Genomic DNA, 13,268 nt, shown 5'->3' with positions numbered 1-13,268 from the left:
GGGGGGGGGGGGGGGGGGGCTGCCATTCCTTCTACAGCGCAGGCGCTAACAGATTTCTGGCCACTTTCAGACCGATTTCCCACGCCAATTCGATTTGTGAAATCTATTGGATTTTGATTTCAGTTGTTTATTTTGTATTTTGTGGCCACTCTAATACATAAGCACTATGGCTAATTGCAAGGCGATGGGGGATGCTTCGCTACCGCTTTCAGAGGCGTGAAGGATGCTGTAACTACCTTCGTTTCTCCTATGAAAACAGCCTTTTCGGCGGCGAAATCGGGGTGCCGCCGAGGCGGGAAAAACCGACCGAAAACCACCCGAAAGAGTGATTGTTTTTTTCTTGACTTCAGTTATGCATTGTTTACAGTCGTTACATTCAGAAATCTTTCCTGTGTGCTCTTTTTTCAACGCCTGAGGACGTCATGCGACCACTTTTTTCCCACTTGCCTTCGCGGCGCAAACATGGCTCAGCCGGCCAAAAGGCCGCACAGGGGGGCTTCACCCTGGTGGAACTGGCGGTCGTTCTGGCCGTCATCGGCCTGATCATCGGCGCCGTTGCCATCGGCAAGGATGTGCAGCGCAACGCCGAGTACACCAAGATCAAGAACAAGTTCATTGACCAGTGGGAGCAGGCCTACAACCAGTACTACCAGCGCACGGGCGTGGTGGTGGGGGATAGTCAGGTTGCTCCGCGGATCATGGTGAATGGCACAGCCTTTGGTACGGTCACGGTGCCTGCCACGACTCCGCTGTCGGGTGGAAATATGACTGCTGTCACTCCGCCTGCGCCCGTTTGCGAACGTACTCCAGTCGCTAACGTGCGCACTGGTTTCGCTGTGGGCCAGCTTCGGACCTTGATGACCCAGGCCGGTGTGCGCTTGCCCCCAGGCCGCGCCGAGGGTCAGGAAGACCTGTACGTCTACACCGACACCAACGGTGCTCCGCAGGAAATTCAGGTGTGCTTCCAGTGGAACAACCCTTCGATGGCTGAAGGCTCGGGGAACGTGATGGTGATTTCCGGTTTGACGCCCGACCTGGCCCGCATGCTGGACCAGATGATCGATGGCAAGCCCGATGAGCAGGAAGGCCGTTTCCGCCGCCAAGGCGTCGACAACGGCACCCCCAATCAGCCCGGCCTGCAATGGTTTGCCAACAACACGTCGGGCCAGGGGGCTACGCCCGTTGCAGGTACTGACGGCAAGTCGCGCGATGAAGAGCAGGTCTTCACGGTGACCGCCATCTACAAGATGAACCAGTAAGCCGCGCCAGGGAAACACCATCATGAAAAACTTCTTCAAGAAACCCCAGCGCGGCCTGCGCTCGGCTCGCCAGCAAGGCTTCACGCTCGTTGAACTGGCCGTTGTCTTGGCTGTGATCGGCTTAATTATTGGTGCCGTGGCCATCGGCAAGGATGTGCAGCGCAACGCCGAGTACACCAAGATCAAGAACAAGTTCATCGACCAGTGGGAGCAGGCGTACAACCAGTACTACCAGCGCAACGGTGTGGTGCTGGCTGATAGCCAGACGGCTCCACAGAACATGGTCAATGGCGCAGCATTCATCGCTGCTGCTGTCAAACCCGGAGATGTTCGTTCCGGTCGCAACATGTCCGGCGTTACGGCTCCGGCGCCCATCTGCCGTGGTGCTGCAGGACCGGGCCAGGCCCGTGGATTTGATGCGGCCGCAGACAAGGACCTGCGGACCCTGATGACGCGTGCCGGCATCCGCATGCCCCCAGGCCGTGCAGAAGGACTGGAAGACCGTTATGTGTACCTCGACAGCAACGGCAACCCCCAGGAAATCCAGGTGTGCTTCCAGTGGAACGTGCCGCTGGCCGATGGTGGTGCCGATGCTGCTGTGGGCGAGGGCTCGGGCAACGTCATGGTCATCACCGGCCTGACCCCCGATCTGGCCCGTTCGCTCGACCAGATGATCGACGGCAAGCCCGATGAGCGAGAAGGCCGCTTCCGCCGCCAGGGTGTGCTGAACAACGCTGGCGGCGCGATCAACGCCCCAGGCCAGCAATGGAACCGGACCAACCGTGACCAGATGGGTGTGGCCGGTGTAGGCGCCGCCGGAAACGACCGTAGCTTCGACGAAGACCAAGTGGAAATCGTCACCGCCATCTACAAGATGAACCAGTAATCGGCTGCGCGTCCGCCAGTCATTTTTCTCTCAAACCCCCATTCAACCTCGTCGGAGATTTCGATGAAAAAGATGCAATCGTTTCGCAGCCTGGGCCGCAAAGTCCAGCAAGGCTTCACCTTGGTGGAACTGGCCATCGTGCTGGCCGTCATCGGCCTGATCATTGGTGCCGTGGCCATTGCCAAGGATGTGCAGCGCAATGCCGAGTACCAGAAGGCGATCAACAAATTCGCTTATCAGTGGAAGATGGCCTACGACCAGTACTACCAGCGCACCGGCGGTGTGGTGGGTGACTGCCAGCAGGCCCCCACTTACATGGTGGATGGTTCCGAAACGACAGTGACCGGTGCCGGAGCTGGTGGCGGCGCCGCTTGCACTCGCGCAGGCTCCATGAGCGTTCCAGGTATCCCGGCTAGCTTCACGGGTCGTGGTTCCAAAATTTGCGCTGGCCAAGGGTATGCCGCCGACACCGTCGGGCAGGGCGATAGAGCCCTGGCAGGCCTGAACCTGCGTGACCTGATGACCCGTGCCGGTGTGCGCATGCCTCCAGGCCGAGGCGAAGGGCATGAAGACCGCTTCCTGTACATCGACTCCAATGGCAACCCTGCCGAACTGCAGGTCTGCTTCCAGTTCAATGATGCTGGCGTCGCCAGCGGTGCAGGCAATGTGATGGTGATCCGTGGCCTCACGCCCGACCTGGCGCGCTACATGGACCAAGTGATCGATGGCAAGCCTGACTCTCGTGAAGGCCGTTTCCGCATTCAGGGCCGTCCAGCACAGACGTCGACTGCGACGGAAGCCAATGGGCCGGGCACCCAGTGGGAGGCGAACAATACCGAGGGTGTAGCGATCAACGTGGGTGGTGCTGGCAGCACTCAAATGAACACCAGCAATACGCGCCAGGTTGTTGTCAACGCCCCTGGCAACGCGGGCGGTACGGCCACGGGCCGCACGTACGACGAAGACCAGGTCATCCTGCTGACCGCCCACTGGATCATGGAGCAGTAATTGAACGGCACCCGTACCGTCAAGCTCGGGGCCCTGGCCCTGGCCACCGCCTTGCTGGCTGGTGGCGCCTGGCTGGCGCAAAGTGGGCTCAAGCGGCTGGCGTTCGAGCGCCAGCAGACCGCCCAATTGCGCCAGAGCCTGGACAGCGCCCGTAACCTCATGCCCGAGGTGGAGCAGCGCGAGCGCCTTGTGCAATCGCTCAAGCAGGTGGCGCAGCAGGTAGACCGCCTGGGATTCGATCCCGCGCAGTGGGGCGAGCGCAAGCTGCGCCGCACGACAGGGCCGGCTACCCGCGTGGAGGCTGCGCAGTTCCTGGGCGAGCTGGGCCGTGGCGGTGCAGGATCCATCTTCGTTGCCGATCTCTTCGAGGTCGCCACCCTGTCCCCTGAAACGGGTCTCTTCCAGATGCCGCAGCCAGGTGACAAGGGGCTGACGCTGGGTGCCAGCGGCACGCTGTATTTCCAGACGGTTTCCGTCGCCCCACCGCCCAGGACCATGCCATGAGCGCTGCCGCCGAACATGTTTACCGCGTCGCCAATGCAGGGTGGGTGCATTGCCACGGCCACCAGGCACAGGAAGTGCCTGCCTGGCCCCGGCTCACGCATACCGCGCTGGTGGTGCTGGACCTGGACGACGTCTTCACCGATGTCTGGCGCTTCGAAGGCAAGTCCGAATACGCCACGGCTTTGATCGAGAAGCGCGTGCGCACGCAAGGCCTGGTGGAGGGCTCTGCCCACATCATCATGCACCGCCTGCTCAAGGTGCCAGGTGGGTTCCAGGCCTTCTTTTCCGCGGTGTCGCTGGATCTGTGGCAACGCAGCTCGCAGTGGGCTAAGGAGCAAAACGACCACTGCCTGGTGATGACGACCGGCGGCCTGCTGTGCAATGGCGTGGACGCGGGCCAGGCGCGCCTGCTGCTCTCGCAGCGCCGCCTGATGTGCTTTGCCCACAGCGAGGAGGGCATGGTGTTCGCTTCCACCCAGGCACTAGGTTCGGGCGCGTCGGCCATGACCAGTTCTGCCCAGGTGCTGGTGGCCAACCAGAGCGCGCTGCTCAGCCGCCTGGGGCCCGATGCGGTGGAGTGGGGCGCCTTGTGGAGCACCCAGCCCGCCGATGGTGAGATCTGTGTATCGGCCTTGCAGGGCGTGCTGGGCAGTGCACCTGTGGTAATGAAGGCTGCAGAGCTGTCGTTGGCCGGCGAGCGGGTGCAGACGGTGATGCCCGCGCTGGCGCGCGACGCTGCAGGCCGGCATGCCCTCAATCCCTTTGCGGAGCGCGTGGCCTGGCGTGCGGAACGCTGGGTGGCGTCGATTACGGCGCTCACGGCGGTGGTTGGCGGTGCCTTGGTTGCCGTGGGTGCATTCACCAGCCAGCAGGCCGATGCCCAGCGCGACGAAGGCCAGAGCCAGCGCGCGCAGCTCGCGGCAATGCAGCAGCGCATCCAGGCAGTGACCACCGTTCAGGCGCCGCAGCAATTGCTTCCCGTCGCAGATTTTTCGCGCACGCTGGACGAGGGCGCCCGCTACGACCCCATGGCCTTCCTGGCCGTGCTCAAGTCGTCCACGGGCAGTGACATCCGCATCGTGCGGGTGAAGCTGGAGGCCACCCAGCAGAACCAGAACCCGAACCGCGCGCGTGCCTTCCGCGTGGATGGCGTGGTCGCGCCCGGAGCCTCGGCATCGGTGACCCGCTGGGTGAGCCTGATGTCCGCCGCTGGCTGGACGCTCAAGGCCATGGACCCTGCCGAATCTTCTCAAGGCGCTTTCTCCTATGAACTGGTTGCCAAGGCTGCCGCACCCGGGAACATGAAACCATGAAATACGCAGCACTGCTCTTGAATGTGGTTGCCGTCGCATTGCTCGGATGGGCGATGTACGGCGTGGTGCAACTGGTCCAAGCCCGCACGCCCAACGTCCGGCCGCCTGAGATGTCGCTGGCAGCCTTGCCTGAGGCGCTGCGCACCGACCAGGCGCGGGTGGCGGATGCTTTCGACGCAATGGCCCGCATTCAGAAGCAGGCATCTGGCCGGGGCGTGGACCCGCAAACCCTGATCGCGCTGCCCGCACCGGGTCGCGAGATCGTCGGCAGCGTGCAGATGCCCATGCGTTCGATGTCGTTGCACCTGGACAACCTGGCCACAGAGACGCAATCCGTCGTGATCGATGACCGCCTGGCCCGCCAGGGTGCGCGCCTGCCCGAAGGCGGCCGCATCACCAAGGTGGAGCCCAACCGGGTCGTGATTTCCGAGCGTCTGGGCCGCCAGACGCTGACCTTGCCCGAAGTGGGGCTTCGGGTCGGAACGCTGCGCTGGCCCGATGGCTCGCTGGCGAGCATCAGCAGCCAGCAGTTTAAGGCCGGCGTGCCCGGCACGGCACCGGACAACGCCCAGGGCCCTATCAGGAGCCTGCCGTGATGAGCAAAGGTGCCGCAGCGTCCATGCGCTCCTGCGGCCTGCGGATGTGCCCGGCAGTCTGAACTTCGCGCACAGAAGAACGTACCCATTTTCAAGAAATCCATGAATCACCCAAGCGGTGCCAAGGACAGCGATATGACCCATCCTCCGATCTTCAAGCCCCTGGCCCTGGTGTGCGCCGCGTTCATTCTCAGCGGTTGCGCCAATGGGCCGCCGCGCAGCGCCTCCAGCCTGCCCGCGCCGGACACCGCGGCTGCCGACCAGATGCGCGAGAACGCGGTGGCCGAGGCCAAGCGCCTGCTGGAGCACCAGCAACTTCTGCTGGCAGACCTCAACAGGCCCGCACCGGCACCGGTGATCGCACCGATGGCACCCGTGTTCGATCCGCTCGAAGGCAAGTTGATCAACGTGGCCATGTCCAAGGCCAGCATCAGCCAGATCCTGGGCGCATTCGCCGATGCCGGCAACCTCAACCTGATCGTGGACCCCAACGTGCTGCGTGGCGGCCAACTGGCCGACATGTACCTGCGCCAGGTGACCCTGCGCGAAGGCTTCAACGAAGTGATGCGCACGTACGACGTGGCGGGCGAGTTTCGCGGCAACACGCTGCGCGTGAGCCTGACCGAGGAAAAGTTCTTCTCGCTCAACTTCCTGAACACCAAGTCCAGCATCCAGATGGGGTCGGGGGGCAATGTATTCGGCAGCAGCAATGGAGGCGGCGGTGGGAGCAGCGGCGGGGGCGGCGGTGGCTCCAGCGGCGGCTCGGGCGCCCAGCAGGGCAGCCTGACCATGTCGGGCTCCGGCGGCAGCTCTGCCGATCCTTACGCAGACGTGGCCAGCGCGCTCAAGGCCCTTCTGGAAGACGACGCCAAGGATCGCCTGGAGCAACAGCAGCAGGGCGCGAACGTGCAGGCGCCGGGCTATTCCCCATCCACGCCTTCGGCCTGGACGGGAACACCTGCCCCCAATGGAACAGGCGCGGCGAACGTGGCCCGGGGGCCCGGGGCGCTAGGTCCATCGGTGACCACCATCAAGGAAGAGGGCGGCTTCACCCTGAACTCCCAGACCGGCACGCTCTACGTCAAGGCGCGCCCATCCAAGATGCGCACGGTGGAGAAGATGCTGGCCCAGATCCACAAGGTGCTGGGAAAGCAGGTGTATGTCGAGGCTCAGCTGATCGACGTGCAGCTGGGTGACAACTTCGAGTTCGGTGTGGACTGGAATTCATTGCGCAGCCGCCTGGCCACGGGCTTCGGCTCCTCGCCCATGCAATTGGGCGGCAGCAACGGCACGCTGCCCAATGCGGGCAACGGCTACCCTGCACGCGCCATCTCGATCCCCGCCGCGCTCATCGGCAGCCTGACCGGTCCTGCCTTTGGCGCGTCTTACCAGGGTAGCAACTACGGCATCGTCATCAATGCGCTGCGCGCGTTTGGCAACCTCAAGGTGCTGTCCAACCCCAACATACAGGTGCGCAACGGCACGCCGGCACTGCTGTCGGTGGGCACCAGTTCGCGCTATGTATCGCAATCGGCCTCCACGCAGACGGTACCCGGCGGCGGCGCATCCACCACCTCGTCGAGCGTGCAAACCGACACGGTGTTTTCTGGCGTCATGGTCGGTGTACTCCCCATGGTGCGTGAAGACGGCCGTATCGAGCTGATGCTCAACCCGATGCAGAGCGATGTGGACCCGGCCAGCCTGCAACTGGTGGCGGTGGGGGGCGAGAACCTCATATCGTTGCCCAAGGTCAGCTACAAGGGCCTGACAACCACCCTCAACGTGGGTGACGGCGACGTGGTGGTGGTGGGCGGCCTGATCGATCAGCGCAACTCCAACAACGACCGCGGTGCCCCAGGTGTCTCCGACGTGCCGCTGCTGGGCAAGTTGTTCGGCAACGAAAATAAGGTGCACAACAGCCGTGAGCTGGTCATCGTTCTGCGGGTGCGTGTGCTATGAGCCTCATCCACGACGCACTGAAATCCATGGACACGGCCACGGCATCCCCTGCTGCGCCCGCTGCCACGGCCCGGCCTCGCGCTGTCACCGCCCCGCGCGGCGGCCGCCCTGCGTGGCTGGATGGTGCCCTGGCATTTGCCATCGTGGTAGTCGCCGGTGGCCTGGGCTGGGTGCTGTGGCAAAGCCAGAAGCAACCCAAGCCACTGCCGCCCGTGGTGGCTGCGGCGGCACCGGCCGCGCCGGTGGCCATGCTGCCGGCACTGGCGGCCTCGCAGCCGCTGGTGGAGGTGCCGGCGGTTGCCGGTGCCACGCCGGTGGTCGATTCGCCTGCTGCCAGTGCGCAGACCGCTGCGGTGGCTGCCGCCACGGCGCCAGCCCCCATGCCTTCCTCGGTTGCGCCCGCGCCGTCAGCGCCGGCACCTGCTGCGCAGGTCCAGGCCGCCCCAGCCCCCGCCGCCGCACCGGTGTCCGCACCCGCCGTGGTGGTCGCGCAGGCCGCCACCGGCCAGGCCGACGTTCGCCCGGCCACGCCGCGCCCTGCGGCAGCGCCACGCCCCGCCCATGCCCCGCGTGCGGTCGCCCCGCCTGTGGTGGTGCCAGCCCCCGCGCCCGTGGTGGACGAAACGCCTGTGGAGCTGCGCTTCGCCCGCTTCGTGGCCGCCATGAAGAACAACCAGACGGCCGATGCCGAGCGCGAGCTGGCCGCCCTCAAGTCGCGCCTGCCTGCCGGCTCCCTGGGCCTGCTGCGTGCCCAGGCCTGGTTCGACCTGCGCGCCGGCAACGATGCTGCCGCTGCCGAGCAGTACCGCGCCATCCTGGACCGCATGCCTGGCGATGAAGAGGCCTCCATCAACCTCGCCAGCATCCACAGCCGCAGGGGCAAGCCCGAGGAGGCCCGTGCGACGCTGGGCGCCGCCCTGCGCCTGTCTCCCGACTCGGCTGCGCTGCGTTCGGCCTTGGGCCAGTTCACACCCAACGCCCGCCAATGAGCACCAGCCCTGTCTACGCGACGCTGGGTCTGTCGCGCAATCCCTTCCCTCCCACACCGGATGCGGGCTCGTACTTCTTTACGCCCCGATTGGAAGAGGATTTCGCGGAGGTCGCGCATTGCATCGAGGCACGCAAGGGCTTCGTGCTGCTCACGGGCGAGGTGGGCCTGGGCAAAAGCACCATGGTGCGGCGCCTGCTCGATACGCTCAAGGACAAGAACTGCCGCTCGGCCTTGATCCTGAACACGTTTTTGCAGGACAGCGCACTGCTCTCGGCCATCCAAAGCGACTTCGGCCTGCCCCCCAGCGACTCGGTGGAGCAGGGCCTCGCCCGGTTGACGGAGTTCCTGATCGCGCGCCAAAAGGCCGATGAAACCAGCCTGCTGGTGATCGACGATGCGCAGAACCTGAGCGTGCAGTCGCTGGAACTCGTGCGCCTGCTGTGCAACCTCGAAACCGGGCAGGAGAAGCTGCTGCAGATCCTGCTGGTAGGCCAGCCCGAGCTGGAGGAGACCCTGGCCACGCCCGAGTTGCGCCAGCTCAAGAGCCGCATCGTCAAGCATGCCCGCCTGTCGGGCCTGCACAAGGACGAGATGCCCCGGTACTTCGACTTCCGTGTCAATGCCGCCGGGGCGGAAGGGCGCCTGTCCATCGAGCCCGCCGCCGTGGACATCGTCTACCGCGTCACGCAGGGCAACCTGCGCCAGATCCACCTGGTGCTGGACCGCTGCCTGTACGGCTTGGCCAGCACCCGCGGCTCGGTGATCACCGACGCGCTGGTGCAGCGCGCAGTGTCGGACATGCCGGCGCTGGGTGATGACGCCGCCACCATCGCTGCCGCCGTGGCACGCCCACGCCGCCGCTGGGCCTGGGTTGCTGCCGGCCTGGTGGCCGGAACCACGGCCACCCTGGCGCTGGCCAGTTGGGGGCTGTCTTCTTCCGGCGGCAGTGCACTGCCGGTGGTCGATGCCGCCCCGAAGAACCCGCTGGCGCCAGTGCCAAAGGCTGCGCCCGAGGCGCCAACGCCGGCTCCCGTCACGCAGATGCCGACGGTGGCAGAGCCCGCACCTGCCGTAGCCGCATCGGCGGCCGCTGACCCCAGCGCTGCTGCAGCGTCTGCGACCGTGTCCGTGGCCGAAGTTTCTCCCCGCATTGCTTGCGAAGCCCAGCTCAAGGCCATTGCCACCGCTGACGACGTGCTGCAGGTGCAGCGCCTGCCGCAGCCCCTGGGCGCCAATGCCAATGCGCTCAAGCCCATGCCCCGTGTTTGCCGTTTTACCGAGGGCAAGGATGCATGGGTGGCGTGGCTGGGCCGCAGCGAGGCGCGCTACATCCTGGCGGCCCAGCAGGCCACGCGCAACGTGCAGCTCAAGCTCAAGGGCCTGGGTCTGCTCGATCCGCGCGAGCTGGACGACGGCTTTTTCGGCTCCAAGACGGGGGAGGCGCTTGCCCGCTTCCAGCTGCAACACGGGTTGGCCCCCACGGGCAAACCAGACGAACTGACTTTCTTTATCTTGGAGCAGCAGAATGTATCCGCCCGCTGACCCGGTGCTAGACGCCGCCCTTTCGCTGCCGCCCGGCACTTCCGTCACCGACCGCCTGGCTGCCCTGCAGGAGAAAAGCCCTTCCCTGGGGGCGGCGCTGGTGAATGCTGGCGTCGTCTCATCCGTGGCGATCGACTACGTGTTGCAAAAGCAGAAGATCGAGAAGGTGCCCATGGGCAACCTGCTCGTGGAACTGGGCTTTGCCAGTGCCAACGAGGTGGCCCGCCAACTCGCCGGCCAGCGCGGCCTGCTGTTCGTGAACGCCGCCGAGATGCCCGAGCCCGACCCGGCCGTGGCAGCGGTGTTCAACCGCTCGCTGTGCCTGACCTATGGCTTTTTGCCAGTGCGGGAGCACGAAGGCCAGATCGAGGTGGTGCTGGGCGATGCCCAGCCCGACGCCGTGCGCGAACTGGTGCTGCGCAAGCTGGGCAAGTCCTGCCACTTCTTCCAGGGCGAGTTCGACAGCGTGGCGCAGGCCATCCAGCAGCACTACTACTTTGCCGACAACCCGCCCACCCGCCTGGTCGAGAGCGAGGTGCGCAAGCTCGAAGCCGACATCGACCGTGCCTACAGCCCGGCGCGCCTGCTTGAACACATGCTTCACCTGGCCGTGCGCGAACGCGCCACCGACATCCACCTGGCGCCCACGGCGCGCAGCCGCTCGGTGCTGCTGCGGGTGGACGGCGTGCTGCGCCCGGTGTTCGCCCTGTCGCCCGCACTCGACCGCCTGGTGGTCTACGTCAAGCTGCAGGCCGACATGGACGCCAGCGAGCAGCGCCTGCCGCAGGACGGCAGCTTCACCGCGCAGGTGATGGAGCACAACTACACGATCCGCGTGTCTACGCTTATCTCCGAATTCGGCGAGCGCATGGTGCTGCGCCTGCTGCCTGAGCGCAGCAGCCTGGACAAGCTGGCCGATCTGGGCTTTCTGCAGGAAGACGTGACCGTGATGGCCAAGGCCTTTGCCAAGCCGCACGGTCTGATCCTGATCACCGGCCCCACGGGTTCCGGCAAGAGCACCACGCTGCATGCCGCCCTGCGCATGCAGCCGCTGATCGAGCGCAACGTGCTCACCGTGGAAGACCCGGTGGAGTACCGCGTGCCCGTGGCCTGCCAGACCGAGGTGAACCGCCGCGCGGGCTACGAGTTCGCCAACGCCATGCGCCACTTTCTGCGGCATGACCCCGACATCATCCTGGTGGGTGAAATCCGCGACTCCGAGACCGCGCGTGCCGCGCTCGACGCTTCGTCCACCGGCCACCTGGTGCTCTCCACCCTGCACGTGGGCAGCATCTTCGGTGTCATGCCCCGGCTCAAGCTGCTGGGTGTGGACACCGAAACCATTGCCGAAAACCTGGTGGCGGTGATCAACCAGCGCCTGGTGCGCCGCATATGCCCGCACTGTGCCAAGCCGCGCCTGGCGACTGAGGATGAACGCCGCTGGCTGGGCCTGACCAACCCCGACTCGACGCCGCAGGTGTTCCACGGCGCGGGCTGCCACCACTGCCGCGACACCGGCTACCTGGGCCGGTTGCCGGTGTACGAGATGCTGGTCGTCAACCGCGACCTGGCCGACGCCATCGCCTCCGACGCCACGCGTGCGGAAATCCGCCAGCGCGCCATGGGCGCCGGCATGCGCCCCATCCTGACCCTGGCGCGCAACCGCGTGCTGGCGGGGGAGACCACCATGGAAGAGATCCTGCGCACGGTGGGCGAGGACTGACCCGTTTCGGCGGACACCACCCATGGCCTCATCCCTCAATACCTACTACTACCGGGTGCTGCTGCCGCATGGCGGCGTGCGCTCGGGCCTGCTGCGCCTGGCGGTCAAGCGCGAGGTGTCGGTGCGCATGCGCATCGAATCGGACACCGATGGCACGGTGCTCAGCCTGTTCCGCTTTCCTGCCTGGCTGGCCTTCTTTTCCGAGATCCTCATGCACGTGTTTCGCCGCCAGGTGCGCGGCGAAGACCTGGCGGGCTTCCTGCGCGACATGGGCCTCATGATGCGTGCCGGCGTGCCTGCGCTCGATGCGCTGCAGACCCTGGTGGACGAAAGCGACACCAGCGAGAACCGCGCCATGGCCTACGTGGCCCGCAACATGCTTGACGACCTGAACGCGGGCGTGGGCATGACGGAGGCCTTCAACCGCCACCCCGACGTGTTCCCCGAGACCGTGCGCAACCTGGTCTCCATCGGCGACCAGACGGGTACGCTCGACCGCATGCTGGGCGAGTCGGCAGAGCACGTGGAACGCATGATCAACATCAAGCGCGACATCAAGACCGCGCTGATCTACCCGGCCTTCGTGTTCGCCACCATCATCGGCGTGGCGATCTTCTGGATCTACTACGTGGTGCCCAACATGGCCCGGCTGTTCAAGCAGATGCAGGCCAAGCTGCCGCCCATTACCGAAGGCCTGGTCTCGTTCGCCAACATGCTCTCGACCCACCTGCCCTGGGTGTTGCTCGTCGTCGCCGTGGTCGCCATCACGGGTACCGTGCTGTTCAAACGCTCGGAAAGCTTTCAGCTGGCCACCTACAACCTGCTGCACCGCCTGCCGATCTCGCGCACGCTGCTGGTGTCCTCGGGCATGGCACACATGACGGAGCACCTGTCCATCCTGGTGCGTGCAGGGGTAGACCTGGTGTCCAGCCTGCGCATCCTGGGTCGCGCCACCAAGAACCGCTACTACCGTACCCGCCTGATCCAGGTGGCCGAATCGGTGTCGCGTGGTGAATCGGTGTCTTCCTCCATGCGCCGTGTGGGCGGCTTCCCGGCCATGGCGGTGCGCATGATCTCGGTGGGCGAGGAGTCCGGCAGCCTGGACCAGCAACTGGCCCACCTGGCCGGAGACTACCGCAAGCGCCTGGAAGTAGTAGTCCAGTCGCTGGCCGAAATCCTGAAGCCGGTGATCATCCTGATCGCCGGCGGTCTGTTCCTGTTCCTCATCGTGGCGCTGCTGCTGCCGGTGTACGACCTGGTGCGGCAGTCGGTCGGGCATACGCTGGGAGGCGGGCAATGAAGGCTGAAAGCCTTTTCGCCTCTGACACGGCGTTTTGCATTCTGCTGCGGGCGTGTGAATCGCTTGCTTCATGCCGCCTTGCTGGCGTGGGTGTGAAAATTGGGACGGAGCAATGATGCGCAAGGGTGTTTTGATCGGCGGTGCCGCTGGCCTGCTCGTGCTGGCGCTGGTATTCGCCGTAGGCGTG

Annotated in this window: 11 protein-coding genes; all 11 read left to right on the top strand. The window is 65.3% G+C overall.

Annotation, left to right across the window (positions count from 1 at the left end):
- Positions 1 to 422: 422 nt before the first annotated feature.
- The 11 genes from ASE31_RS30000 (at position 423) to ASE31_RS29950 (ending at position 13,081) form a co-directional block, all read left to right on the top strand.
- Complete coding sequence (locus ASE31_RS30000) at positions 423 to 1,259, top strand: type II secretion system protein (RefSeq protein ID WP_082604446.1); 837 nt, start codon at positions 423 to 425, stop codon at positions 1,257 to 1,259.
- 22 nt (positions 1,260 to 1,281) lie between these two features.
- The gene (locus ASE31_RS29995; RefSeq protein ID WP_057206802.1) at positions 1,282 to 2,145 is read left to right on the top strand and encodes a type II secretion system protein; all 864 of its coding nucleotides are present in this window, start codon (positions 1,282 to 1,284) and stop codon (positions 2,143 to 2,145) included.
- Between the two features lie 63 nt (positions 2,146 to 2,208).
- Positions 2,209 to 3,153: a type II secretion system protein gene (locus tag ASE31_RS29990; RefSeq protein ID WP_057206800.1), complete on the top strand. Its 945-nt coding sequence runs from the start codon at positions 2,209 to 2,211 to the stop codon at positions 3,151 to 3,153.
- On the top strand, positions 3,154 to 3,657 hold the full coding sequence (locus tag ASE31_RS29985) for a hypothetical protein (RefSeq protein ID WP_057206798.1): 504 nt from the start codon (positions 3,154 to 3,156) through the stop codon (positions 3,655 to 3,657).
- On the top strand, positions 3,654 to 4,970 hold the full coding sequence (locus ASE31_RS29980; protein ID WP_057206796.1) for a hypothetical protein: 1,317 nt from the start codon (positions 3,654 to 3,656) through the stop codon (positions 4,968 to 4,970). The genes ASE31_RS29985 and ASE31_RS29980 overlap by 4 nt, the downstream gene beginning before the upstream one ends.
- The gene (locus tag ASE31_RS29975) at positions 4,967 to 5,566 is read left to right on the top strand and encodes a hypothetical protein (protein WP_057206794.1); all 600 of its coding nucleotides are present in this window, start codon (positions 4,967 to 4,969) and stop codon (positions 5,564 to 5,566) included. Before ASE31_RS29980 ends, ASE31_RS29975 begins: the two co-directional genes overlap by 4 nt.
- Before the next feature lie 135 nt (positions 5,567 to 5,701).
- Positions 5,702 to 7,525: a pilus (MSHA type) biogenesis protein MshL gene (gene mshL, locus ASE31_RS29970; protein ID WP_057206792.1), complete on the top strand. Its 1,824-nt coding sequence runs from the start codon at positions 5,702 to 5,704 to the stop codon at positions 7,523 to 7,525.
- A complete protein-coding gene (locus ASE31_RS29965; protein WP_057206790.1) occupies positions 7,522 to 8,514 on the top strand; it encodes a tetratricopeptide repeat protein in 993 nt (330 codons plus the stop codon). Before mshL ends, ASE31_RS29965 begins: the two co-directional genes overlap by 4 nt.
- On the top strand, positions 8,511 to 10,058 hold the full coding sequence (locus ASE31_RS29960; protein ID WP_057206788.1) for an ExeA family protein: 1,548 nt from the start codon (positions 8,511 to 8,513) through the stop codon (positions 10,056 to 10,058). Before ASE31_RS29965 ends, ASE31_RS29960 begins: the two co-directional genes overlap by 4 nt.
- Positions 10,042 to 11,781, top strand: coding sequence for a GspE/PulE family protein (locus tag ASE31_RS29955; protein ID WP_082604444.1), 1,740 nt, complete (start codon positions 10,042 to 10,044; stop codon positions 11,779 to 11,781). The genes ASE31_RS29960 and ASE31_RS29955 overlap by 17 nt, the downstream gene beginning before the upstream one ends.
- Before the next feature lie 22 nt (positions 11,782 to 11,803).
- Positions 11,804 to 13,081, top strand: a complete 1,278-nt coding sequence (locus tag ASE31_RS29950; RefSeq protein WP_057206786.1) for a type II secretion system F family protein — start codon at positions 11,804 to 11,806, stop codon at positions 13,079 to 13,081.
- Positions 13,082 to 13,268: the final 187 nt, after the last annotated feature.

It is taken from the genome of Acidovorax sp. Root217 (assembly GCF_001428645.1).
Taxonomy (GTDB): domain Bacteria; phylum Pseudomonadota; class Gammaproteobacteria; order Burkholderiales; family Burkholderiaceae_C; genus Acidovorax.
This window is presented reverse-complemented; position numbering and strand designations above follow the sequence as displayed.